22 protein-coding genes are annotated in these 24,637 nt (G+C 64.0%); 7 read left to right on the top strand and 15 right to left on the bottom strand.

All coding sequences use genetic code 11. The features are described from left to right. Positions 1-17: 17 nt before the first annotated feature. Positions 18-1,010, bottom strand: coding sequence for a zinc-binding alcohol dehydrogenase family protein (locus GEV01_RS24980; RefSeq protein ID WP_152808206.1), 993 nt, complete (start codon positions 1,008-1,010; stop codon positions 18-20). Between the two features lie 101 nt (positions 1,011-1,111). Here GEV01_RS24980 and GEV01_RS24975 point away from each other — a divergent pair, with 101 nt between their 5' ends. Beyond that, on the top strand, positions 1,112-2,020 hold the full coding sequence (locus GEV01_RS24975) for a LysR family transcriptional regulator (RefSeq protein WP_152808204.1): 909 nt from the start codon (positions 1,112-1,114) through the stop codon (positions 2,018-2,020). 82 nt (positions 2,021-2,102) lie between these two features. Further along, a complete protein-coding gene (locus GEV01_RS24970) occupies positions 2,103-2,585 on the top strand; it encodes an SRPBCC family protein (RefSeq protein WP_070358817.1) in 483 nt (160 codons plus the stop codon). A gap of 1 nt (position 2,586) precedes the next feature. Here the strand turns inward: GEV01_RS24970 and GEV01_RS24965 are convergent, their stop codons facing one another. Both GEV01_RS24965 and GEV01_RS24960 read right to left on the bottom strand, forming a co-directional pair. Beyond that, positions 2,587-3,723 (bottom strand): HD-GYP domain-containing protein, encoded by a 1,137-nt coding sequence (locus GEV01_RS24965; protein ID WP_152808202.1) that lies wholly within the window; start codon positions 3,721-3,723, stop codon positions 2,587-2,589. A 77-nt stretch (positions 3,724-3,800) separates the two neighbouring features. Further along, complete coding sequence (locus tag GEV01_RS24960; protein ID WP_152808200.1) at positions 3,801-5,243, bottom strand: dihydrolipoyl dehydrogenase; 1,443 nt, start codon at positions 5,241-5,243, stop codon at positions 3,801-3,803. Between the two features lie 144 nt (positions 5,244-5,387). Here GEV01_RS24960 and GEV01_RS24955 point away from each other — a divergent pair, with 144 nt between their 5' ends. After that, the gene (locus tag GEV01_RS24955) at positions 5,388-6,278 is read left to right on the top strand and encodes an ArgP/LysG family DNA-binding transcriptional regulator (RefSeq protein ID WP_152808198.1); all 891 of its coding nucleotides are present in this window, start codon (positions 5,388-5,390) and stop codon (positions 6,276-6,278) included. Here GEV01_RS24955 and GEV01_RS24950 read toward each other — a convergent pair. Beyond that, on the bottom strand, positions 6,275-8,308 hold the full coding sequence (locus tag GEV01_RS24950; RefSeq protein ID WP_152808196.1) for a primosomal protein N': 2,034 nt from the start codon (positions 8,306-8,308) through the stop codon (positions 6,275-6,277). The genes GEV01_RS24955 and GEV01_RS24950 overlap by 4 nt on opposite strands. A gap of 783 nt (positions 8,309-9,091) precedes the next feature. Beyond that, complete coding sequence (gene hemE / locus GEV01_RS24945; RefSeq protein WP_070267788.1) at positions 9,092-10,174, bottom strand: uroporphyrinogen decarboxylase; 1,083 nt, start codon at positions 10,172-10,174, stop codon at positions 9,092-9,094. Positions 10,175-10,288: 114 nt separating this feature from the next. Between hemE and GEV01_RS24940 the strand changes: the two genes are divergently transcribed. From GEV01_RS24940 to GEV01_RS24925, 4 genes are all read left to right on the top strand, one after another. Continuing rightward, positions 10,289-12,262 carry a S9 family peptidase gene (locus GEV01_RS24940; protein ID WP_152808194.1) on the top strand — a complete coding sequence of 658 codons (1,974 nt, stop codon included), beginning with the start codon at positions 10,289-10,291 and terminating at the stop codon, positions 12,260-12,262. Between the two features lie 6 nt (positions 12,263-12,268). Beyond that, the gene (locus GEV01_RS24935; protein ID WP_152808192.1) at positions 12,269-16,432 is read left to right on the top strand and encodes a DEAD/DEAH box helicase; all 4,164 of its coding nucleotides are present in this window, start codon (positions 12,269-12,271) and stop codon (positions 16,430-16,432) included. Positions 16,433-16,535: 103 nt separating this feature from the next. Further along, positions 16,536-18,497 (top strand): DUF885 domain-containing protein, encoded by a 1,962-nt coding sequence (locus GEV01_RS24930; RefSeq protein WP_152808190.1) that lies wholly within the window; start codon positions 16,536-16,538, stop codon positions 18,495-18,497. A 119-nt stretch (positions 18,498-18,616) separates the two neighbouring features. Next, the gene (locus GEV01_RS24925; protein WP_152808187.1) at positions 18,617-18,967 is read left to right on the top strand and encodes a CCDC90 family protein; all 351 of its coding nucleotides are present in this window, start codon (positions 18,617-18,619) and stop codon (positions 18,965-18,967) included. A gap of 8 nt (positions 18,968-18,975) precedes the next feature. On the opposite strand, the gene tatC is transcribed toward GEV01_RS24925, so the two are convergent. The 10 genes from tatC to hisB all read right to left on the bottom strand — a co-directional run bounded on the left by tatC (position 18,976) and on the right by hisB (position 24,636). Next, positions 18,976-19,731 (bottom strand): twin-arginine translocase subunit TatC, encoded by a 756-nt coding sequence (tatC, locus tag GEV01_RS24920; RefSeq protein WP_008443039.1) that lies wholly within the window; start codon positions 19,729-19,731, stop codon positions 18,976-18,978. Continuing rightward, on the bottom strand, positions 19,732-20,226 hold the full coding sequence (tatB, locus tag GEV01_RS24915) for a Sec-independent protein translocase protein TatB (RefSeq protein WP_008443040.1): 495 nt from the start codon (positions 20,224-20,226) through the stop codon (positions 19,732-19,734). It abuts the gene before it with no gap. Between the two features lie 40 nt (positions 20,227-20,266). After that, positions 20,267-20,470 (bottom strand): Sec-independent protein translocase subunit TatA, encoded by a 204-nt coding sequence (gene tatA / locus GEV01_RS24910; protein WP_026334731.1) that lies wholly within the window; start codon positions 20,468-20,470, stop codon positions 20,267-20,269. Between the two features lie 124 nt (positions 20,471-20,594). Then, positions 20,595-20,966 (bottom strand): histidine triad nucleotide-binding protein, encoded by a 372-nt coding sequence (locus GEV01_RS24905; RefSeq protein WP_008443042.1) that lies wholly within the window; start codon positions 20,964-20,966, stop codon positions 20,595-20,597. Positions 20,967-20,987: 21 nt separating this feature from the next. Continuing rightward, positions 20,988-21,326 carry a phosphoribosyl-ATP diphosphatase gene (locus tag GEV01_RS24900; protein WP_008443043.1) on the bottom strand — a complete coding sequence of 113 codons (339 nt, stop codon included), beginning with the start codon at positions 21,324-21,326 and terminating at the stop codon, positions 20,988-20,990. After that, complete coding sequence (gene hisI / locus GEV01_RS24895; RefSeq protein WP_070267799.1) at positions 21,323-21,784, bottom strand: phosphoribosyl-AMP cyclohydrolase; 462 nt, start codon at positions 21,782-21,784, stop codon at positions 21,323-21,325. Before hisI ends, GEV01_RS24900 begins: the two co-directional genes overlap by 4 nt. Positions 21,785-21,808: 24 nt before the next feature. Further along, on the bottom strand, positions 21,809-22,570 hold the full coding sequence (gene hisF / locus GEV01_RS24890) for an imidazole glycerol phosphate synthase subunit HisF (RefSeq protein WP_070358809.1): 762 nt from the start codon (positions 22,568-22,570) through the stop codon (positions 21,809-21,811). Continuing rightward, positions 22,570-23,364, bottom strand: coding sequence for a 1-(5-phosphoribosyl)-5-[(5-phosphoribosylamino)methylideneamino]imidazole-4-carboxamide isomerase (gene hisA, locus GEV01_RS24885; RefSeq protein ID WP_008443046.1), 795 nt, complete (start codon positions 23,362-23,364; stop codon positions 22,570-22,572). Before hisA ends, hisF begins: the two co-directional genes overlap by 1 nt. 32 nt (positions 23,365-23,396) lie before the next feature. Beyond that, complete coding sequence (hisH, locus tag GEV01_RS24880) at positions 23,397-24,035, bottom strand: imidazole glycerol phosphate synthase subunit HisH (protein ID WP_152808185.1); 639 nt, start codon at positions 24,033-24,035, stop codon at positions 23,397-23,399. A gap of 10 nt (positions 24,036-24,045) precedes the next feature. Beyond that, the gene (gene hisB / locus GEV01_RS24875; protein ID WP_090324507.1) at positions 24,046-24,636 is read right to left on the bottom strand and encodes an imidazoleglycerol-phosphate dehydratase HisB; all 591 of its coding nucleotides are present in this window, start codon (positions 24,634-24,636) and stop codon (positions 24,046-24,048) included. Position 24,637 lies beyond the last annotated feature (1 nt).

Raw genomic sequence — 24,637 nt, 5'->3', positions numbered from 1 at the left:
GTACAGCCCCCGGCCGCTTAGAAGCCCGACAACACGATCTTGCCGATGGTGCGGCGGCCTTCCAGCGCCTCGTGCGCGCGGCGCAGGTTGGCGGCGCTGATCTTGCCGTAGACCTCGCCCAGCGTGGTCTTCAGCTTGCCGGCGTCGATCAGCGCTGCCACTTCATTGAGCAGCTTGTGCTGTTCGATCATGTCCGGCGTGCCGAACATCGAACGGGTGAACATCATTTCCCACACCCAGGTCACGCTCTTGGCGAACAGCTTGTCCATGGCCAGCGGCGCGGTGTTGTGGACGATGCTGACCACCTTGCCCTGCGGCGCCACCACCTGGGCGATGGCGTCGAAGTGCGGGTCGGTGTCGCTCAGGCACAGCACGTAGTCGACGTCGGCGATCTCCAGCGCCAGCAGTTGCGCCGCCATGTCGCCGTTGTGGTCGATCACATGGTCGGCGCCCAACTCGCGCACCCACTTGGCCGACTCGGGGCGCGAAGCGGTGGCGATCACCGTCAGACCTGCCAGCTGCTTGGCCAGCTGGATGGCGATCGAACCGACGCCGCCGGCGCCGCCGATGACCAGCACGCGCTTGCCGGCGTCGGCGCCGTCGCGGCTGATCGCCAGGCGGTCGAACAGCGCTTCCCATGCGGTGATCGAGGTCAGCGGCAGGGCGGCGGCGTGATTGAAGTCCAGGCTGGCCGGCTTGCGGCCGACGATGCGTTCATCGACCAGATGGAATTCGCTGTTGGCGCCGGGACGGATGATGCTGCCGGCGTAGTAGACGGTGTCGCCGACCTTGAACAGGGTCACGTCCGGGCCGACGGCGGTGACGGTGCCGGCAGCATCCCAGCCCAGCACGCGCGGGGCGGCGTCGGCCGCTTCGCCGGCGCGCACCTTGGTGTCGACCGGATTAACGGAAATGGCTTCGATCTTGACCAGCAGATCGTGGCCGGTGGCGGCAGGCACGGCGATTTCCACATCTTGCAGGGCGGTGTTGGTGACGGCGATGGCTTTCATGGCGTTTCCTTGAAATAAGTTTGGATGGACGCAGTATGATTTGCCGCATTGCTTTTGATAATTGGCATAATGGTGAAATCATTCTTCATCAAAACAATCAAATGGCTCTGGACCTGACCGACGTGGCGCTGTTCGTGCGGGTGTGCGCGACCCGCAACCTGTCCGCCGCCGGACGCGAGTTCGGCCTGTCGCCGGCCGCGTCCAGCACCCGCATGGCGCAGCTGGAAAAGCAGCTGGGCGCGCGCCTGCTGCACCGGACCACGCGCCAGATCACGCTGACACAGGACGGCGAAGTATTCCTGGAACGGGCAATGGCGCTGCTGGACGCGGCCGAGCAGGCGTCCTCGGCGGTCGGCCACGGCAACGCCCAGCCGCAGGGCTTGCTGCGGGTGGCGGCCTCGGTGACATTCGGCCGGCTCTATCTGGTGCCGGAGGTGCCGCAGTTCCTGAAGGAGCATCCCGGCGTGCAGCTGGACCTGCGCCTGTCCGACAGCACGCACGACCTGGCGGCGGACGGCATCGACGTCGCCATCCGCATCGGCCCGCTGCGCGATTCGGCGCTGGTGGCGCGGCCGCTGGCGCCGAGCAAGCTGGTGTTGTGCGCCTCGCCCGAGTATCTGCGCCAGCGCGGCGTGCCGCAGCAGCCGTTCGACCTGTTGCAGCACGAATGCCTGGTGTTGCAGGCGATGAACCCGTGGCGCTTGCGCGAGCGCGACGGCGGTGAATTGCTGCTGCGCGTGAGCGGCCGCTTCCGCAGCGACAACGGCGAGGCGCTGCGCGACGCCGCCATCGCCGGCCTGGGCATCGGCCTGTCATCGACCTGGTTGGTGGCGGAACAGCTGCGCAGCGGCGCATTGGTACGGGTGTTGCCCGGCTACCAGACCACCGATTCGGTGATTTCCGCCGTCTACCTGAACCGCCGTTTCCTGCCGCCCAAGAGCCAGGCCTTCATCGACTTCTTCAGCCGGCGCTTCGGGCCGGAACCGTACTGGGACGAGGGCATCGCCTGAGCCGGCGCAGTCGCCTTTGTGACAGATGCGTTACCATGCGGGGATGAGGCGCGCGTGCGCCTGGCTTTGACATGGTTTTCCTATGAAATTCGAACATCTGATAGAAATTAACGACCCGCTCAACCCGCTGCTCGATGCGCTGAGCATCAAGCAACTGTGGAGCGGCCTGGTGCTGCGCGCCGAATCGCCGAAGCTGTTCGTGCCGCACCTGGACGAGTGCACCATCACCGACCGCAGCGAGAACGGCTTCAGCCGCAGCCTGCGCTACGGCGAGCTGGTCATCGACGACCGCGTGGTGCTGGAACCGATGCGCCAGGTGCGCTACGAGGTGGCGGCGCAGCAGGACATCAGCCAGTCGAGCCTGACGATGACCATCGAAACGCCGACCGCCGACACGCTGTACGTGCGCTTCCAGTACGACGACGGCCACGATGCAGCGACCGACGCCGCCAATGCGATGTACGACGAATTCCGCCGCTCGGCCTACCAGGAATCGGATATCGACACCATCCGCGTGCTGCGCGACCTGGCGCAGCAGGGCCGGCTGGACGCGCTGCTGAACTGAGTCAGACCGCCGCGCTGCGGCCCCACACCTGTTCCATGCGCAGCGGCGGCGCCTGCAGCGCGGCCACCTGCGCCGTGCTCAGCACTTCGCGAATGGCGTGCAGTTCGCCGCGCGTGTCGCGCTGCAGGAACAACTCCAGCGGCGCACCGCGCGGACCGATCACCGACGTCACATGCGGCGTGGTCGATTGCAGGCCGCGGCGCGACACCACGCCAATCTCGCCATTGATCAGCCGCACCCAGGTGCCGATGGGATAGATGCCCAGCTCGCGTATCAGCAGCGTCACCAGATTGCCGTCGATGGTGACGTTCGACTCCAGCAGCAGATCGCGCAAGGCCGCGTGCGGCGCCAGCGTCTTGCGCCACACGCGCTCGGCGACGCGGGCCGCGTAACGGTCGGCCAGCGCCAGCAAGCGCGCCAGCGGTGGAATCTGCGCGCCCGACTTGTGCAGCGGATAGCCGCTGCCGTCTTCGTTTTCATGGTGGTACAGGATGCAGTCCAGCCAGGCCTGGTCGGTGATGCCGGCCTGGCGCAGCAGCTGCACGCCGGCCTCGGGATGGGCCAGCATCGCGGCGCGGTCGGCGGCGTTGGGTTCGGCGCGGCTGTCTTGCAGGCGCTGGTGTTGCGCCAGCATGGCGACATTCATGGTCAGCGCGGCCAGCGTCAGGCTCAGGGTATCCTCCGGCGACAGCTGCTTCGCCTTCGCCAGCACCTGCACGATGACGGCGGTATCGACGCTGTGGCGCACCGCGTACGGCGTGGCCGTTTGATTGTGCAGCAGGGTGGCGGTGGCGGCGTCGACGTTGACGGCCACGGCGTCGGCGACCAGCAGGGCCACTTCTTCCAGGCGGCGGCGCAAGTCCGGCGGTGCCGCGTGCGCGGCCAGCGAAGGCAGCAGCGTCTGCAACGCCAGGCTGGCGGCGTTGAGCTTGCGCAGCGCCGAGTCCGGCTCTTTGGCCGCATCCTGCTGGCCGCTGTGATCCTCGAAGGAACCGCGCTCCACCAGGTAATCGATCTGATTGGCGCTGGCGATCATATGACCTTTGCGGACCAGCAGGGCGCCATTCTCACCGTACACATTCCACGGTATCAACATGCCCAGTTTCAGATCGGCTGCCGTCACTTTACGTATCTTCATTGCCGTTGATAAAAAACTATCGAGCCAGCAGCATACGGGGTTTCAGTGAGAATGTGTGAGTTTGTTGTATTTTGACCCTAGGGTCCGGGCGTGCAATCGACGCAGGCGCAATCGTGGGCCGGCGCGTTGGCCAGCTGGTGCGCCAGGTCGCGCAGCGCGGTGCGCACGCCTTCCTCCACCACCGGGTGGTAGAACGGCATGTCCAGCATGGCGCTGACGGTCAGCCCGGCCTGGCAAGCCCAGGACAGCAGATGGCCGATGTGCTCGGCGCGCGGGCCTATCATCTCGGCGCCCAGGAAGCGGCCGGTGGCGTGCTCGGCATACACGCGCAGCATGCCCTTGTTCTGCAACATCACGCGGCTGCGGCCCTGGTTTTCAAACGACACCTTGCCGACGGCGAAACGGCCGGCGTACGACGCGCACAATTCCTCGTAGCTGGCGCCCAGCGTGGCGATCTGCGGTTCGGTGAAGGCGATGGTCAGCGGCGTGCGGCGCAGGCCGGCCTGCACGGCCGGATAGCGCGCCGCGTTGTCGCCGGCGATGCGGCCCTGGTCGGCCGCTTCCGGCAGTTGCGGGCGTTCGTTGTCGGCGTCGCCGGCGATGAAGATGGCGCTGCTGCCACATTGCATCGTCTGCTTGTCATACAGCGGTATGCCCTGGTGATCGCGCTCCAGGCCGGTGTTCTCCAGACCCAGCTTGTGCACATTCGGACGCCGGCCTATCGCCGACAGCAGGTAGCTGAAATGCTCGGTGCGCCGCTGGCCGCTGGCGTCCTCGCTGGTCACATCCAGGCCGTCGCCCTGCTGCGCCACATGCACCACCCTGGTCTTGAAGCGCACGTCAAGCTCGTCGGCCATGGCGCGGCGCGCCACGTCCAGCACCTCGGGATCGCTCAACTGGGCGACGCTGCCGCCACGGCCGAACACGGTCACGCGCACGCCCAGCCGCGCCAGCGCCTGGCCCAGCTCCAGGCCGATGACGCCGGTGCCGGCCACGGCGATCGATTCCGGCAGCTCGTCCCAGTAAAACACCTCGTCGCTGGTGATCACGCGCGGGCCGGCCGCGCGCCACTCGTCCGGCACGATGGGCGTGGAACCGGTGGCGATGACGAAACGCTCGGCCTCGATCAGCGTGTGCTCGTCGATCTGCAACTGGGTCGGGCTGAGGAAGCGCGCATGGCCGTGGATCTTGTCCTCGGCCGGATAGCCGTTGACGCTGTCGACGACGAAGCCGACAAACCGGTCGCGCTCGCTGCGCACACGCGCCATCACGGCCTTGCCATCGATGCGCACTTCGCCCGCATGCACGCCGAAGGCCGGCGCCGCTTGCAGCGCGTGCGCCGCCTCGGCCGCCGCGATCAGCAGCTTGCTGGGCATGCAGCCGACGCGGGCGCAGGTGGTGCCGTAGACATGGGATTCGATCAGCAGCGTTTTTTTGCCGCCGGTGGTGGCGGCGCGGTAGGCGGTCATGCCGGCGGTGCCGGCGCCGATGACGGCGACTTCGGTACGTAGCGTTTTCATGCGCAAAGTCTACACCGTTTGGGCAGCGGGCATCGGCGCCTGCCAAATCCGGCGGCCGCGCACGATTGCTTGTAATCGAGTTTTACTTCAGGGCAAAAGAGTATTAGTATCTCTTATCGTTTTCAATTTTTATAAGTGCAGCTTATGGGAACACTGGACTATCGCGCACTCGCCGTGCTGGACGCCGTCGCCAGCCAGGGCAGCTTCGAAAAAGCCGCCCTGGCGCTGGGCATCAGCCAATCCGCCGTGTCCCAGCGCATCAAGGCGCTGGAGGACGCCGCCGGCCGCCTGCTGATCGTGCGCGGCCAGCCGGCCGTGCCGACCGGGCTGGGCCAGAGGCTGGTGTCGCACCACCGCAACGTCAAACTGATGGAAGCGGCGCTGGACATCGACCTCGGCCACAAGGTCAGCATGCCGGAGATCGCGCTGGCGGTCGATGCCGCCAGCCTGGCGACCTGGTTCCCCATGAGCTTGCAACCCCTGCTGTCGCCGCCGCGCTGCCAGCTGAAGGTGCAGCTGGCCGACCAGCGCATGGCCCTGCATCTGGTGCAGGAGGGTAGCGTGTTCGGCAGCATCGCCGCCGCCCAGGAGCATCCCGACCCGCACGCCAACGGCCCGGACGTGACGCCGCTGGGCAAGCTGCGCTATGTGTGCGTGGCGACGCCGGCGTTTGCCGGCCACTGGTTCGGCGACGGTTTCTCGCTGGAAGCCGCGCGGCTGGCGCCGGCCGTGGTCAGCGACCAGGATATGATGGCCGGCTTCCTGCGCACGGTGCTGGACCTGAACGGCCCGTATCCGCACCACACCATGCCGCAGTCGGCCGCCGTCACCGAATGCATCCACGGCAGCCTGGCCTACGGGCTGATGCCGCAGATCCAGGTGGCCAGCGCGCTGGCCAACGACCGGCTGGTGGACCTGGCGCCCGGGCACTACGTCGACGTGGCGCTGAACTGGCACGCCTGGAACTTGGACACGCCATTCACCCGCGCGCTGACCGAACAGATAGTCGCCACCGCGCAGCGTTTTTTGATCTAGATATCCAGCGGATCGACTTCCAGCGACCACTTCACGCGGCTCTTCATTTCCCGCAGAGTGAGTAACCACTCCTTCAGAAAGGCTTGCAGCATGGGCCTCGACGCCGACTCCACCAGCAACTGGGCACGGTCGACGTTGTGCACCCGCGTCATGCTCATCGGAATCGGATCGTTGATCGTGATGCCCGGATGCTCGACGCAATCGCGGGCGATGGTCAGGAATTCAATGGCCGTGGCCAGCTCCGGCGCCTCGGCCCGCAGCAGCGCCTGGAACAGATACGGCGGCAAGGCGGCCTGCTCGCGTTCCTCCAGCAGGGCCGACGCGAAGTGGTCGTAATCGTGGTTCACCACCGCGCCGTACAGCGGATGCTGCGGGTAGCGGGTCTGGATCAGCACCTCGCTGGCGCTGCCGCCTTCGGCCCTAGCGGCGCGGCCGGCGCGGCCCGCCACCTGCATCAATTGCGCGAACAGGCGCTCACTGGCACGGTAGTCCTGCGAAAACAGCGCCGTGTCCGGGTTCAGAATGCCCACCAGCGTCAACTTTTTGAAGTCGTGCCCCTTGGCCACCATCTGCGTGCCGATCAGGATATCGACCTCGCCCCGGTGCACCGTATCGAAGGCCGCCTGCGCGCTGCCCTTCTTGCGGGTGGAGTCGGCGTCGATGCGCAACACCCGCGCTTCCGGGAACAAGGCTTGCAAGCCTTCCTCCACGCGCTGCGTGCCGCGTCCCAGCGGTTGCAGGTCGACATTGCCGCAGGTGGGGCAATGGCGCGGGATACGCATCTCCAGGCTGCAATGGTGGCAGCGCAGCCGGTGCTCCGGGCGGTGCAGCACCATGAATGAGGTGCAGCGCGTGCATTCGCTGATCCAGCCGCAGGATTCGCAGCAGATCACCGGCGCATAGCCGCGCCGGTTCAGGAACAGCAGCGACTGCTCGCCGCGCTCCATGCGCTGTTTGATCGCCGCGATTAAATGGGACGTCAGCCCATCCTTGGGCTTGTCGCGTTCCATGTCCAGCAGCTTGACCTGCGGCAGCACGGCGTCCTTGACGGCCCGCTCGCGCAGCTCCAGCTTGCGGTAGCGGCCGGACTGCGCGTGGTGCCAGCTCTCCAGCGACGGCGTGGCCGAGCCCAGCACGATGGGGATGCCCAGCTGCCAGGCCCGCCACACGGCCAGGTCGCGCGCCGAGTAGCGCAAGCCTTCCTGCTGCTTGTACGAAGGATCGTGCTCCTCGTCGATGACGATCAGTTTCAGGTTCGGCAGCGACGCCAGGATCGCCAGCCGCGTGCCCAGCACGATGCGCGCCTTGCCCTGGTGCGCCGCCAGCCAGTGCAGCATGCGCTCGCCTTCGGACAGGCTGCTGTGCAAGGTCGCCAGCATCACGCCCGGGAAGCGCGCGCGGATATTGCCCTCCAGCTGGGGCGTCAGGTTGATTTCCGGCACCAGGATCAGGATCTGGGCGTCGGCGTCGCGCGCCAGCACTTGCGCGCAGGATTGCAGGTAGACCTCGGTCTTGCCGCTGCCGGTCACGCCGTACAGCAGCGTCGGCTTAAACCCTTGAGCGCCGCCGATGGCGTCCGCCGCCGCCTGCTGCGAGGGATTGAGTTGCGGCATGTTCAACGGCGTGCCGTCGTGCGGCGCGTCCAGCTTGGCCAGCTTCTTCAGCGCCCGGTCCAACGCCACCGTGGTCAGCACGCGCAGATTCTTCGGCAAGCCCGGCAGCGCCACCTCGCCCAGCGGACGCTGGTAGTAGTCGGCGGCGAAGCCCGCCAGCGCCAGCCACTGCGGCGACAGCGGCCCCAGCTGGCTGCGCACGGCCAGCGCATCCTTCAACTTATCCACCGGCACATCGGTCTCGGCCGCGACGCCGACGATCAGGCCCATCACCTCGCGGCGGCCGAACGGCACCAGCGCCAGCTGGCCGACCTGCGGCTGCTCTGTCGCGTCGCAATGCCAGCGGTAGTCGAAAATCGCGTTCAACGGCGTGTCGAGCGCAATCTGAAGAATGCAATGGTGGAAAAGGCCCTGCATAGATCCCGTCACAGTAGAAAATTCTTGCGGCAATTGGGCGCAAATACCGCCCCGACTGGGGCGCTTTGATGTATCCACAGTTTTTGTGGATAACTTTGTGGACAAAGGAATCTTAATCCCCGGAAAGCATAGACATCAAACTTGGTATCGTCGTAAACCGGGCAAAAATTCAAAATTATTTCTCTTTAAAATCAAACACTTGGAAAATGCTTCCTAGGAGAAGAAAAATTCTCGTTTTTTCTCCGCCGCTGTGCATAAGTGAAGTATTTAGGATGGTTTTTTTGGCGAAATCAAGCACTTTTTAGAACTTATCCACCGATATTGCAAAGCACAACACGGTACTTTCAGTGGACCGCAACACAGATACCTTATGTGTAAGGTTTGTCTGTTCGCAACTTCGTTATCACGGCCTAAACTTTGCCTAAAAATCGTGCAACGCAACATAAAGCTCAGGCAAAACAGCAACATTATGGCTAAGTCACGGTTTACTAAGTACTTTTATTTTTTATCCACAGTTTTTGTGGATAACTTTGTGGACAATGAGGAAATAAACTAGTTTCAGTCCCCCGTCAAGGTTTACGACTTGCCATCTATTGCCTCTTCGGCAAAAAAATTAACCGTTCATAATCAATGACTTGCGGAGTCTCCACGGGCTACGAAAAAAGCACTGCCTATTATTTCCGCAGCAAAAAAAATTGTGCATAAGTCGGTATTGCTTTCCTCCGCGCACCAATGAAAAAGGGCACGCCTCTTGCGAAACGTGCCCTTTGTTCGCAGACTACATCAACCGGCGCGCTGAGCCTTGCTATGGCTGTGAACGGCTTCGACCATGGCGGCGACGTTCTCCGGCGGCGTGAATTGCGAGATGCCATGGCCCAGGTTGAATACATGGCCATTGCCGTCGGTCGGCTTGCCGTAGGCGTCCAGCACCTTGTGGACTTCGGCGCGGATCTGGTCCGGGCTGGCGAACAGGATGGCCGGGTCCAGGTTGCCCTGCAGGCCGACCTTGTGGCCCACCAGCTTGCGCGCCTGGGTCAGGTTGACGGTCCAGTCCAGGCCGACCGCGTCGGCGCCGATGTCGGCGATCTGCTCGATCCACTGGCCGCCGCCCTTGGTGAAGACGATGGCCGGGATCTTGACGCCATCCTTGTCACGTTTCAGCAGGGAAACCACCTGCTGCATGTATTTCAGCGAAAACTCCTGGTAGGCGCCGTCGGCCAGCGCGCCGCCCCACGAGTCGAACACCATCACCGCCTGGGCGCCGGCGTCGATCTGGGCGTTCAGGTACTCGGCCACGGCCTTGGCGTTGATGCTCAGGATGTGGTGCATCAGGTCCGGGCGGTTGTACAACATCTTCTTAATGGTGTGGAACTCGCGCGAGCCCTGGCCTTCGACCATGTAGCAGGCCAGCGTCCACGGGCTGCCGGAGAAGCCGATCAGCGGCACGCGGCCATTCAATTCGGTGCGGATCTGGGTCACGGCCTTGAACACATAGTCCAGCGAGCCCAGTTCCGGCGCGCGCAGCGCCAGCACGTCGGCCTCGGTTTTCAGCGGACGTTCGAATTTCGGGCCTTCGCCTTCGACGAAGTACAGGCCCAGGCCCATCGCATCCGGCACCGTCAGGATGTCCGAGAACAGGATGGCCGCGTCCAGCGGGAAGCGGTCCAGCGGCTGCAGCGTCACTTCGGTGGCGTAGTCGGGATTGGTGGCCAGGCCCATGAAGGAGCCGGCCTTGGCGCGCGTGGCGCGGTATTCCGGCAGGTATCGCCCCGCCTGGCGCATCAGCCACACAGGCGTGTGGTCGGTCGGCTGGCGCAACAACGCGCGCAAGAAGGTGTCGTTCTGGAGCGGGGCAAATTGTGGCATGGAAGGCAATCGAAATCGGTCAAAAGACTATTATCGCATCCTGCGCGGATTTTTTTTGCTGGATGATAGGCCGTTCATTCACTATCATGCGTAGCACCCGACTTTGGAGACGCCATGACATCAGCTGAATTGAAAATGAGCCCTATCACCGCGCCCTACGGCGCCTGGCCATCGACCATCAGCGCCGCGCGCGTGGCCGCCGGCGCCACGCCCCTGTCCACGCTGATGCTGGGCGGCGCCGATGGCAGCGACATCTTCTGGCTGGCGGGCCGCGCCGCCGAAGCGGGCCGCAACACCCTGCTGCGCCACCACGGCGTGACCACCGGCGAACTGACGCCGGCCCCCTTCAATGTGCGCAGCCGCGTACACGAATATGGCGGCGGCGCCTATGCGGTGGACGGCGATACCATCTATTTTTCGCATTTCGCCGACAACGTCGTCTACAAACTTGATGTAGCCGACGATGGCGCACCCCCGGTGGCGCTGACCACGGCCGGCAAGCAGCGCTTCGCCGACTTCGTGGTGGACCGCGCGCGCAACCGCCTGATCGCCGTGCGCGAGCTGCATGGCGATGATCCGCACGCGCAGCCGGTCAACACCATCTGCGCCATCAACGCCGACGGCAGCGAGACCGTGCTGGCGCAGGGCGCCGATTTCTACTCGTCGCCGCGCCTGTCGCCGGACGGCCGCTCGCTGGCCTGGCTCAGTTGGGACCATCCGCGCATGCCGTGGCAAGGCACGACCCTGTGGCTGGCCGACATCGGCGACGACGGCCTGCCCGCAACACCGGTACGCATCGCCGGCGGCGCCGAGGAATCCATCTGCCAGCCCGAATGGTCGCCGGACGGCCTGCTGCACTTCGTCTCCGACCGCAGCGGCTGGTGGAACCTGTACCGCCTGTGCCGCGAACGCGATCGCACCGAGGGCCTGTGCCCGATGGAGGCGGAATTCGCCTCGCCGCACTGGACCTTCGGGAACTCGATGTACGGCTTCCGCTCGGCCTCCGAAATCATCTGCACCTACATCGACAAGGGCGTGAGCCGCCTGGCACGCCTGCTGCCCGGCAGCGGCAAGCTGGAAGCGATCGCCAACCCCTACGAGGAAATCCGCGAACTGCGCGTGGCCAAGGGCTATATCGCCATGCTGGCCGGCGGCCCCACCATCCCGATGGAACTGGCGCGCATCGACTTCACCGAGGAGGGCGTGGAAATCCTGGCGCAGTCGATCGAGGAACTTCCGGAGGAGGACTACCTGTCCATCCCGACCAGCATCAGCTATCCGAGCGCCAACGGCCGCACCTCGCACGCCTTCTTCTACCCGCCGCGCAACCGCGACGTGCAAGCGCCCGAGGGCAGCAAGCCGCCGGTGATCGTCATCAGCCACGGCGGCCCGACCGGCATGACCGTCAACACGCTGAACCTGAAGACCCAGTATTGGACCAGCCGCGGCTTCGGCGTGCTGGATGTGAACTACGGCGGCAGCACCGGCTTCGGCCGCGCCTACCGCGACCTGCTCAAGGGCCAGTGGGGCATCGTCGATGTCGAGGACTGCGTGGCCGGCGCGCAGGCGCTGGTCGAACGCGGCCTGGCCGACGGCGAGCGCCTGATCATCCGTGGCGGCAGCGCCGGCGGCCTGACCACGCTGTGCGCGCTGACCTTCCACAATGTGTTCAAGGTCGGCGCCAGCTACTACGGCGTCTCCGACCTCAAAGGGCTGGACCAGGATTCGCACAAATTCGAATCGCACTACAATGAGTACCTGATCGCGCCGCAGCCGCAGGCCGAGGCGCTGTACCAAGCCCGTTCGCCGATCAACCACACCGGCAAGCTGGCGCGCCCGATGATCTTCTTCCAGGGCCTGGACGACAAGGTCGTGCCGCCGCAGCAATCGGAGATGATGGTCGAGGCGCTGAAGGCGCGCGGCGTGCCGGTGGCCTACGTGCCGCTGGAGGGCGAAGGCCACGGCTTCCGCAAGGGCGAAAACATCGTCCGCACGCTGGAGGCGGAGCTGTACTTCTACCAGCGGATGTTCGGCCTGCACGATCCGGCCGCCACGCCGCCGGTACACATCGATAACCTGAAAGACTGACCCCGCATGGCCGACGCTAAGCTGCTCGCCGAATTTGACGCGCTTGAATTCAACGAAAAAATGATACTGGCGCTGCTCGCCCTGATCGGCGAGCCGGTGGGACGCACGGCCATCCTCGATCACCTGAACCACGCGCGCATCGAAGACAAGGACGGCAATCCCTACGGCGTCGGCACGCTGGACGAAGCGTTGCGCAAGCTGGAGCGGCTGGCCTACATCAGCGTGATGACGGGACGCGGCTTTGTCTGCAACCCCAAGCTGCGCTGGCCGGCGATGCGCGCCTCCATCGGCACGCACGCGCTGGACGACTTGTGCAGCGCCTACGACGAGCTGGTGCCGATGCGCCAGACCTGGAACAGCTTCGAACCGCGCAGCTACCGCGCCGGCATGGCCCGCCTGCGCATGGGCCTCCTGCGCGGCGTGGCGCCGCAACAAATCCAGCCGATACTGGCGTTCTGCCTGGGCAGCTACGAAGCGGCGCAGCTGCACCCGATAGTCGACATCTTCGGCCGGCCGTTCGAACCGGGCATGCTGGCGCGCGTGCATCCGCTGCTGCAGGACGACGTGCTGATGGTACTGCTGCAAAACGCCCAGCACGAATTCCTGACCGTGCCGGTGATCCGCGAATTCTGCGAGCAGCACATGCAGCGCCGCCTGGCCGTCAAGGACGACATCAGCCCCGAGCTGCGCATGGCGCTGGCGGAAGACGCCATCCTGTGCGGCCGCCTGGACGACGCCAAGCGCTACCTGGAACGCACCGCCGGCCCGCAGAGCCAATACCTCGCCAGCGCCCTGGTGCTGCTGCGCGGCGCCAGCGGCGCGGCCATTGTCGGCTTCGACGCGGCCCTGAAGACGCTGCGCCGCGACACCGGCAAACGCAAACACCTGTTCACCGGCATGTCCGGCTACCTGTACCTGCTGTCGATGCTGCGCAGCGGCGACGCCAAGCATCTGAAGGCGGCCGAGGCTTATCTCGAAATCGCCGTGCGCATGCCGCAGAACCACGACACCGCCGTCATCCAGCAGATCGACATGCTGCGCCAGATCCGCGCCGGCACCATGCAGACCGATGCCGTCGCCGCGCTGGCCTGGGACAACAGCCTGCAAACGCAGATGTTCCAGTGCCTGCTGTTCTTCTGGTTGTCGCTGCCGCAGCTGTCCGAGCGCAAGGCGCAGCTGCAGGAGCTGGCGCAGAACGCGGAACGCGCGGGCTACCTGTTCATCGCCGGGCAGGCCGCCTGCCTGCTGGGCCACCTGGGCGACGTCGAGCAGCAGCGCCACGCCAACGCGCTGCGCGCGCGCCTCGGCTATCCCGACATGAGCGTGTGGTTCGAACGGCAGGAGGCATGGCAACGGCAGCTGACGGCGCTGATCAACCTCCAGCAGCCCGCCACCGCCGATGCCGCCGGCAGCACGCGCCTGGTGTGGATGCTCAACTACGACAACCGCCACGGCCTGACCGACGTCGCGCCGGTCGAGCAGAAGCGCGATGCGCGCGGCCTGTGGAGCAAGGGCCGCGCCGTCGGCCTGAAGCGGCTGCGCTTCGAGGCCGAGCAGTTCGACTTCCTGACGCCGCAGGACATCCGCGCCTCCGAGGCGATCTCGGTAGCGCACCGCAGCTACCAGTCCAGCGGCCTCGCTTACGAGATCGATCCGCAGCGCGCAGCGGCAGCGCTGATCGGCCACCCGCTGCTGTTCTGGGTCGATGCGCCGGACACGCGGGTGGAAATGCTGGCCGGCGAGCCTGAGCTGCTGATCAAGAAAAGCCCGGGCAACCTGGAGCTGAAGCTGCATCCACCGATACCGGACGACAGCTCCTCCGTCATCGTCAGCAAGGAGACGCCGACCCGCCTGCGCGTAGTGAACATCCTCGACGAGCACCGCCGCATCGCCGCCATCGTCGGCGATGGCCTGAACGTGCCGGCGCACGCGGAGCAGCAGGTGCTGCATGCGATCAGCTCCATCTCGTCGCTGGTGACGGTGCAGTCGGAAATCGGCGGCGCCGCGCCGGACATGGAGCAGGTGGAAGCCGACATGCGCCTGCACGTGCACCTGCTGCCCTACCAGCATGGCCTGAAGATGCAGGTGCTGGTGCGTCCTCTGTCCAACGGCGCCTACTACGCGCCCGGCGCCGGTGCGGACAGCGTGATCGCCGACGTGAACGGCAAGCCGGTACAGGCACGCCGCAAGCTGATCGACGAACGCGACGCCGAGCGCGAACTGATCGCCAAATGCCCGGTGCTGGAATCGGCCGAGCAGGAGCACGGCGAATGGCTGCTGGGCCAACCGGCGCTGTGTCTGCAACTGCTGGTGGAGCTGCAAGAGATGCCGGCTGCCGGCATCGTACTGGCCTGGCCGGAAGGCGAAAGCTTCCGCGTCACCGCCAAGGTGGAAACCAAGCAGCTGCGCCTGGCCATCAAGAGCAACAAGGACTGGTTCGCGGCCAGCGGCGAATTGCAGATCGATGAAGGCAAAGTCATGGATCTGAAAACGCTGCTGGAGCTGATGCAGAAGAGCCAGAGCCGCTTCGTGGAACTGGGCGAGAACCGCTACCTGGCGCTGACCGAGGAACTGCACCGCCGCCTGATGGAAGTCTCGGTCTACGGCGAGATCACCGAGGACGGCGTGCGCCTGCATCCGCTGGCGTCGTTCGCGCTGGAGGAACTGGCCGACGATATCGGCGGCCTGAAATCGGACAAGCTGTGGAAGGAACACCTGGAGCGCATGGCGGCGCAGGCGGCCTTCGTGCCGCAGCTGCCAAGCACCCTGCAGGCGGAGCTGCGCGATTATCAGCTGGAAGGCTACAACTGGCTGTCGCGCCTTGCCCACTGGGGCGTGGGCGCCTGCCTGGCCGACGATATGGGCCTCGGCAAGACGCTGCAGGCGCTGGCGCTGATCCTGTCGCGCGCGCCGCAAGGCCCGACGCTGGTGGTGGCGCCAACCTCCGTCTGCATGAACTGGATCAGCGAAGCGGCGCGCTTCGCGCCTACGCTGAACGTCAAGCTGTTCGGCGCCGGCGACCGCGCCGAGACCCTGTCCACCTTGCAGCCCTACGATCTGGTGGTGACCAGCTACGGCCTGCTGCAACTGGAGTCCGCGCTGTTCGCCGGCGTGCAGTGGAATACCATCGTGCTCGATGAAGCTCAGGCCATCAAGAACGGCGCTACCAAGCGCTCGCAGGCCGTGATGGCATTGAAGGGCGACTTCCGCATGATCGCCACCGGCACGCCGCTGGAAAACCACCTGGGCGAGTTGTGGAACCTGTTCCGCTTCATCAATCCGGGCCTGCTGGGCAGCATCGAGCAGTTCAACCTGCGCTTCGCCGCGCCGATCGAAAAACCGCAGGACCACCGCGCCGAAGTGGGCGCGCGCAACCGCCTTCGTCGTTTGATCCAGCCCTTCATGCTGCGCCGGACCAAGGCCCAGGTGCTGACCGAACTGCCGTCGCGCACCGAGATCACGCTGGAAGTGGACCTGTCGGCCGAAGAAACCGCGCTGTACGAATCGCTGCGCCGCGCCGCGCTGGAAAACCTGGCCGCCGTCGAAGGCCCTGCCGAGAAAAAATCGATCCAGATCCTGGCCGAGATCATGCGGCTGCGCCGCGCCTGCTGCAATCCGAACCTGGTGGCGGCGGAACTGGGCCTGAAGAGCAGCAAGCTGGCGGCCTTCGCCCACCTGCTGGAAGGCTTGCTGGAGAACCGCCACAAGGTGCTGGTGTTCAGCCAGTTCGTCGACCACCTGTCGCTGATCCGCGAGCACCTGGACGCCAACAACATCAGCTATCAATACCTGGACGGTTCCACGCCCATGGCCGAGCGCAAGAAGCGCGTCGACCTGTTCCAGGCCGGCGAGGGCGATGTGTTCCTCATCAGCCTGAAGGCGGGCGGCGTCGGCATCAACCTGACCGCGGCCGACTATGTGATCCACATGGATCCGTGGTGGAATCCGGCGGTGGAAGACCAGGCCTCGGACCGCGCACACCGCATGGGCCAGCTGCGTCCGGTGACGATCTACCGGCTGGTGGCGCGCCACACCATCGAGGAAGGCATCGTCGACCTGCACCAGCACAAGCGCGACCTGGCCGACAGCCTGCTGGAAGGCAGCGATGTGTCGGGCCGCATGTCGGCCTCCGAGATGTTGAATATGCTGCAAGAAGGGATGCGAAAGTAGCCGTCCAGTTACAAACCGGAGGCTCTCAAACGGGCCGATTAGTGATAATCTCCTCCGCTTCGGCCCGGCACGCCCGGCCACCATATCGACAAGGCTGTTCAAGATGATCAAGACAAAAATCGCACTGGCTGTATTGATGACGACGCTCGCCGTCGCACCAGCCGGCGCCACCACGCACCACAAGGCGGCCAGCACCTCGGCCAAGAGCAAGAGCAGCGGCAAATCCGCGCACACGAGCCACTCCGCGCACGCCAAGAGCGGCGCCAAGTCGGCCAAGAGCAGCAAGGGCAGCAGCAAATCCAGCGGCAAGCACGGCAAGGCGAAAGCCGTCGCCGCCACCGCTGCGGTCGCCGCAGTGGCCGCGCCATCGCTGAAGCCGTCCGGCACGCCGGAGCGCCGCCAGGACCGGTCCTTCGATGGCCAGAGCAGCCAGTTCCTCAACGCGCTGTGGCGCATCGATTCGGAAAGCGCGATCTACGCCGGCAAGTACGATACCGCCGCCACGCTGTCGATCCCGGACAAGGCGGGCCAGGCCAAGGAGCTGGCTTTCATCGACGAATGGAAGCAGCGCTTCGGCGCGATCAACGCCAGCCAGCTGTCGGCCAAGCAGCGCACCGACCTGGCGCTGCTGATCAACAAGCTCGACAGCGACCGCTTCCGCCTGACCACGCTGAAGGAATACGAGTGGAACCCGGCCAGCTACAACGTGGCCGGCCCGATCGACCTGATCCTGAACACCGAATACGCGGCCCAGCCGCAGCGCCTGCGCACGCTGCTCAAGCGCATCGCCGGCATCCCGGCTTACTACGAGGCGGCGCGCGCCAACATCGTCAATCCGACGCGCGAGCACACACGTCTGGCGATCGCGCAGGCGCCCGGCGTGCAGACGCTGCTGACCGAGGTGGACAAGGCGGCGCAGGCATCGATCCTGACGCCGGTGGAGAAGCAGCTGTTCACGCAACGCGTCAATGCGGCACTGACGGCGGTGGACAGCTACGTGGCCTTCCTGACCGAGATGGACAAGCAGATGGACGCCAACGGCCGCCGCAGCTTCCGTCTGGGCAAAGAGCTGTACGAGAAAAAATTCGCCTTCGACATCCAGTCGGGCAGCAGTGCCGAGCAGACTTACCAGAAGGCCTTGGCCGCGCGCGAAGAGCTGCTGGCCAATATGGACCGCATCTCGGACGAGCTGTGGGAAAAGACCATGGGCGTCGCCGTCAAGCCGGCCGACCGCTTTGCCAAGATCGGCAAGGTGATTGACAAGCTGTCCGAACGCCATGTGAAGCGCGAGGATTTCTTCGCCGAGATCCGCCGCCAGGTGCCGGTGCTGCAGGACTGGGTGATCAGCCACAACCTGCTGACGCTGGATCCGAAGAAGCAGCTGGAAGTGCGGGCGACGCCTGCCTACCAGGCCGGTGTGGCGGGCGCCAGCATCGATGCGCCGGGACCGTATCGTCCGCAGGACCGCACCTACTACAACGTGACGCCGCTCGACGGCGCGACGCCGGAGGCGGCCGAGAGCAGCCTGCGCGAGTACAACCACTGGATCCTGCAGATCCTGAATATTCACGAGGCGATACCGGGACACTACGCGCAGCTGGTGTATGCGAACAAGTCGCCGTCCATCGTCAAATCCATCTTCGGCAATGGCGCGATGGTGGAGGGCTGGGCGGTGTATGGCGAGCGCATGATGCTGGAGTCGGGCTACGGTGATAACGCGCCGGAGATGTGGCTGATGTATTCGAAGTGGAACCTGCGCAGCGTGACCAACACCATCCTCGATTACAGCGTGCATGTGCTGGGCATGACCGAGGAACAGGCCATCGATCTGCTGACGCGCCAGGCCTTCCAGACGCGCAGCGAGGCGGTGGAAAAGTGGCATCGGGTGCAGGTGTCGTCGGTGCAGCTGACTAGCTATTTCAGCGGCTACAGCGAGATCATGGAATTGCGCGAGCAGCGCAAGCAGCAGTTGGGCGCGAAGTTCAACCTGAAGGAATTCCACGAGCAATTCCTGAGCTACGGCAGCGCGCCGGTGCGCGTGATCAAGGGCTTGATGGCGCAGTAAAAATGCATGGGTTTGCGCGCACTTGAGTGCGCGCAAACGACTCATCCATTGATTCGATACGCTAGTGAGCCGGCTCGCATTCGGGCCGGTTTCTGCTACGATTAAATCAGGGAGCGGTCATGAACATGCCTATTAAATTCGACACTCTTTCATATGCCAGAAAGCTTGAGGAAGCCGGGCTTCCTCAGCAGCAAGCCGAGGCCCAGTCACTGGCCTTGCGCGACGCGCTAGCCGAATCCACGGTAACACCCGGCGACATGCTACTGCTGAAGACAGACCTTATCGCCCGGCTGGAGATACTACGCAGCGATCTGCAAGGGCAAATCGACACGTTGAAAGCGCAGATCGCCGAGTTGAAAGCGCACATGAATATCCGGTTCAACATACTTTACATGCTGACCGGACTATCCTTGGTGCTACATGGCGTGACGCTCGGCGTGCTCTTCAAAATATTGAGCCGGCTACCATAGCCAGAAACTCAGGCCTTCTCTTCCGGCGCCGTCGACATGCGGACGAACATCGGCGCTACCAGCAGGCCCAGCTCGAACAGCAGACACATCGGAACCGCCAGCGAGAACATGCTGACCGCGTCAGGCGGCGTAACGATCGCGGCAATCACGAAAGCGCCCACGATGGCGTAAGGCCGTATCTCTTTCAGCTTGGCCACCGTCACCAAACCCATACGCACCAAAATCACCACCACCACCGGCACCTCAAAGGTCGCGCCAAACGCCAGACACATCGACATGACGAAATCGAGATAGTTCTCGATATCCGGCGTCACCGCAATCGACTGCGGCGAAAATTCCGAGATGAACTGGAACACGCGCCCGAACACCAGGAAGTAGCAGAACGCCACGCCGGACATGAACAGCACCGACGACGAAATCACCAGTGGCGCAATCAGCCGCTTCTCATGCGCGTACAAACCTGGCGCCACGAAGGCCCACAGCTGGTACAGCACCCACGGCAACGACAGGATGATGGAAATGACCAGCGTCACCTTCATCGGCACCAGGAAGGGCGAGATCACGCCGGTGGCGATCATCTTCGAGCCGACCGGCAGCGAAGCGATCATCGGCCGCGCGATGTAATCGTAGATCTGCGACGGACCAGGCCAGATCATCAGCGCGATACAAACAATGGCAATACCGATCGACGCCTTGACCAGACGGTCGCGCAGCTCGATCAGGTGAGAGATAAAGGTCTCTTCGCCCTTTTCAGGTGTAGTCATTTAGTAGAACGAAGAAGAGGAGTTGCTGCCGGGACGGAAGCGCGCCACGCGCGCGGCGCCGGAAGTCACGTGCATCTTGCCGCCGTGGCGCTGCTTGTACCATCCGGGTATGGCCGAATTACGCACCAGCTTCTTGCGGCGGAATTCGCGCGCCTTGCGCGACAGGTCGTCGGTGGTGACGTGGCTGATGCTCGGCGAGTGAATGGTCGGCGTGTCGTGCCAGGCGTTTTCCACCTCGGCCACGTGCTGCGACATCGAACTCTCGACGTCCGCCTTCACGCTTTCCGCCGCCGCCTGCACTTCCTTCTGGAGGTTTTTCAACTCTTCCAGTTCGATTTCGCGCGAGACTTCGGTTTTGACTTCGTTCAGATAGCGCTGGGCGCGGCCGTACAGCGTCCCGGCCATGCGAGCCACCTTGGGCAGCTTTTCAGGACCGATGACGACCAGCGCAACCACGCCGATCACAGCAAGTTTGGTAAGACCGAGATCGATCATAAGGTAGTTTCAGCGTGAAGGGAGCATGGGCTCCCCCAGCTTATTTCTTCTCTTTAGCGTCGACGTCGATGGTGCCGGGAGCGGCAGGAGCGGCCGGCTTGTCGTCGTCGCCCTTGACGCCGTCCTTGAAGCCTTTAACGGCCTTGCCGATGTCCGAACCCATATTGCCCAGCTTTTTGGTACCGAAAACCAGCATTACGATGACCAGAACGATTAACCAATGCCAAATACTGAATGAACCCATCATATTCCCCTTGCAAGGCGCGCGCGCCCCAATTGTCCGTTGATTCGAGAACTGCTGCGACAGTATAAGCGAACCGCCGCGTGTCATGTAGATGTCATGCAGCTATCGATATAACGCTGCCGTGTTAGCGCTGTCCGCGCCATGGGTGCGGGCCGCCGATCACGTGCAGATGTAGATGGTACACCTCCTGGCCGCCGTTAGGTCCACTGTTAATCAGCGTCTTGTAACCGCCGGTCGGCGAACCGTCCGCATCATAGCCGACGCCGCAGCCGGCTTCCTCTGCCAGACGGGGGGCCAGCGCCAGCATCTTGCCCAGCAGCGGCGCTTCGTTGGCGCTGCAATCCGACAAGGTCGCGAAATGTTTCTTCGGGATCACCAGCAAATGCACCGGCGCGGCCGGGTTGATGTCCTTGAAGGCCAGCAAATCCTCGTCTTCATAGACGATGGACGATGGAATTTTCTTTTCGGCTATTTTGCAAAACAGGCAGTTTTCCACAACGACTCCGTAAATGGGGGATTATTCTTTGCGGGCGGCTTTTTCATCGATGCCGGAAACGCCTTCGCGGCGCGCCAGCTCGTCGAGCACCTGCTGCGGCTTCAGATCGAACTGGGCCAGCAGCACCAGCGTATGGAACCACAGGTCGGCCACCTCGTACAGCACCTTGCCGCTGTCGCCGCCGGCGCGCGCATCCTTGGCGGCCATCACGGTCTCGGTGGCTTCCTCGCCGATTTTCTTCAGGATGGCGTCATCGCCCTTGGAGAACAGCTTGGACGTGTAGGACGTCGCGGGATCGCCTCCGTTGGCCAGTTTGCGCGATTCGATGATGTCGGCCAGGCGGTCCAGGATAGTGCTCATGTCGATTTCTTTGCTTTGGTTTTCGCCACGGTGGCGGGAGTGTAGATTTCCGTCGGGTCTTTCAGCACCGGCTCGGTGTTCTGCCAGTCGCCTTCCAGCGCGTCGCCTTCGAACTTCTGGAAGAAGCAGGAATGGCGGCCGGTGTGGCAGGCGATGCCGCCGGCCTGCTCGATCTTCAGCAGCACCACGTCCTCGTCGCAGTCGAGGCGGATTTCCAGCACCTTCTGCACGTGGCCGGACTCCTCGCCCTTGTGCCACAGCTTCTTGCGCGAGCGGCTCCAGTAGACGGCCTCGCCCAGCTCAACCGTCTTGGCCAGGGCGTCGCGGTTCATCCAGGCGAACATCAGCACATCGTTGCTGCCCGCTTCCTGGGCGATGACCGGCACCAGGCCGTGCTCGTCCCATTGGATTTTCTTCAGCCATTTAGCCTTGGCCAAGGCGCTTGCGGTGGTCGACATCTTACTTTTCCATGCGGTTAAAAACTACGCCAGGCGCATCGGAATGCCCTGTTGCGCCATGAAGCGCTTGGCTTCCTGCACCGTGTGCTGGCCATAGTGGAAGATACTGGCCGCCAGCACCGCGTCCGCCTTGCCCAGCTTGATGCCGTCGGCCAGGTCTTGCAGGCCGCCGACGCCGCCCGAGGCGATCACCGGGATGCCGATGGCGTCGGACACGCCGCGCGTCAGGCCCAGGTCGAAGCCGGACTTGGTGCCGTCGCGGTCCATGCTGGTCAGCAGGATTTCGCCGGCGCCCATCTGCTCCATTTTCTTCGCCCATTCGATGGCGTCGATGCCGGTGGCCTTGCGGCCGCCGTGGGTGAACACTTCCCACTTGCCGGGCGCGACCTGCTTGGCGTCGATCGCCACCACGATGCACTGCGAGCCGTGCTTTTGCGAAGCGTCGTACACCAGCTGCGGATTCGACACCGCCGACGAGTTCATGCTGACCTTGTCCGCGCCGGCGTTGAGCAGGCGGCGCACATCGGCCACCTCGCGCACGCCGCCGCCCACCGTCAGCGGAATGAACACCTGCGAAGCGACGGCTTCGATGATGTCCAGGATCAGGCCACGGTTGTCGCTGGTGGCAGTGATGTCGAGGAAGGTCAGCTCATCGGCGCCCTGCTCGTCGTAGCGGCGGGCGATTTCCACCGGGTCGCCGGCATCGCGCAGCTCGGTGAAATTGACGCCTTTGACGACGCGGCCATCGGTCACGTCCAGGCAGGGGATGATGCGTTTAGCGAGCATTATTCTTCCGTGTCTTCTTCTTCGACCAGGTCACCACTCAGCTCATCGGCGCGCAACTGCGCCGACGCCAGATCGATGGTGCCTTCGTAAATCGAACGGCCGCAGATCACGCCTTCGATGCCTTCGTCCTGGACAGCGCACAGCGCTTCCACGTCGCCCAGGTTGTGCAGGCCGCCCGAAGCGATGACCGGGATCTTGACCGCCTGCGCCAGCTTGACCGTGGCTTCGATGTTCACGCCGCCCATCATGCCGTCGCGGCCGATGTCGGTGTAGATGATCGATTCGACGCCATAGGCTTCGAACTTCTTGGCCAGGTCGATCACTTCGTGGCCGGACATCTTGCTCCAGCCGTCGGTGGCGACCTTGCCGTCCTTGGCGTCCAGGCCGACGATGATGTGGCCGGGGAAGGCGCCGCAGGCGTCGTGCAGGAAGCCCGGCTCCTTGACCGCTGCGGTGCCGATGATGACGTAGCTGATGCCGGCATCCAGGTAGCGCTCGATGGTGTCGAGGTCGCGGATGCCGCCGCCCAGTTGCACGGGGATTTCGTCCAGGTCGTTTTCTTCCGCGTATTCCTGCACCACTTGCAGGATGGCCTTGACCGCGGCTTCGTTCTTCGGCTTGCCGGCGAAGGCGCCGTTCAGGTCGACCAAGTGCAGGCGGCGCGCGCCTTGCTTCAGCCAATGCAGGGCCATGTCGGCCGGGTCTTCGGAGAATACGGTGGCGAGTTCCATATCGCCTTGTTTCAAGCGAACGCAGTGACCGTCTTTGAGGTCGATGGCAGGAATGAGCAGCATGATGGTTTCAGTAGATTAAAGGGTAAGTGAAATCAAGGGTTCCAGTGAACGAAATTTTTATACAACTGCAATCCGGCCGCGGCGCTTTTCTCCGGGTGGAACTGGGTCGCAAAAATATTATCACGGGCGACGGCACAGCTGAACGCCGCACCGTAGACAGTTTGTCCGACGGTGTGCTCGTCCCGCTCCGGCTGGGCGAAATAGCTGTGCACGAAATAGAAGTAACTGTTGTCCGCAATATCCTGCCACATCGGGTGAGACGCGTTTTGATGGACTTGGTTCCAGCCCATCTGCGGCACCTTGAAGCGCGAGCCGTCTTCCTGCATCTGGTCATCCAGCTGGAAGCGCACCACCTTGCCCGGCAACAGGCCGAGGCCGGCGGCATTGCCTTCCTCGCTGCCATCGAACAGCATCTGCTCGCCGATGCATACGCCCATCAGCGGCTTGGTCTTCGCGGCCACCAGCAGCGCTTCCTGCACGCCGGATTCGCGCAGGCTGCGCATGCAGTCCGGCATGGCGCCCTGGCCGGGCAGCACGATGCGGTCGGCGGTTTCGATATCGGCCACTTCGCCGGAGATCAGCACATTGGCTTCGGGCGCGACGGCGCGCAGGGCCTGCGCAACCGAGCGCAGATTACCCATGCCGTAATCAACTACTACGATTTTTTTCATGATGTATGTTTTACAGGCTGCCCTTGGTCGACGGGATCGTACCGGCGGCGCGCGGGTCCAGCTCGGACGCCATGCGCAGCGCGCGGCCGAAAGCCTTGAACACGGTCTCGCACTGGTGGTGGGCGTTGGTGCCGCGCAGGTTATCGATGTGCAGCGTCACCAGCGCGTGGTTGACGAAGCCGCGGAAGAATTCCAGCGTCAGGTCGACGTCGAAAGTGCCGATCATCGCACGCGTGAACGGGATGTGGTACTCGATACCTGGACGGCCGGAGAAATCCAGCACCACGCGCGACAGCGCCTCGTCCAGCGGCACGTACGAATGGCCGTAGCGGACGATGCCCTTGCGGTCGCCGATGGCCTTGGCCACTGCCATGCCCAGCGTAATGCCGACGTCTTCCACCGTGTGGTGGTTGTCGATATGGATGTCGCCGGTGGCTTCCACGTCCAGGTCGAACAGGCCGTGACGGGCGATCTGGTCCAGCATGTGGTCCAGGAAGGGCACGCCGGTGTTCAGCTTTTGCTTGCCGGTGCCGTCAAGGTTGATCGAAACGCGGACTTGCGTCTCGTTGGTGTTGCGGATGATTTCTGCGGTGCGGTTCATG

The organism is Rugamonas rivuli (assembly GCF_009380165.1).
Classification (GTDB): domain Bacteria; phylum Pseudomonadota; class Gammaproteobacteria; order Burkholderiales; family Burkholderiaceae_D; genus Rugamonas; species Rugamonas rivuli.
The sequence above is the reverse complement of the archived record's forward strand: the minus strand, read 5'-3'. Positions and strand labels throughout refer to the sequence as shown.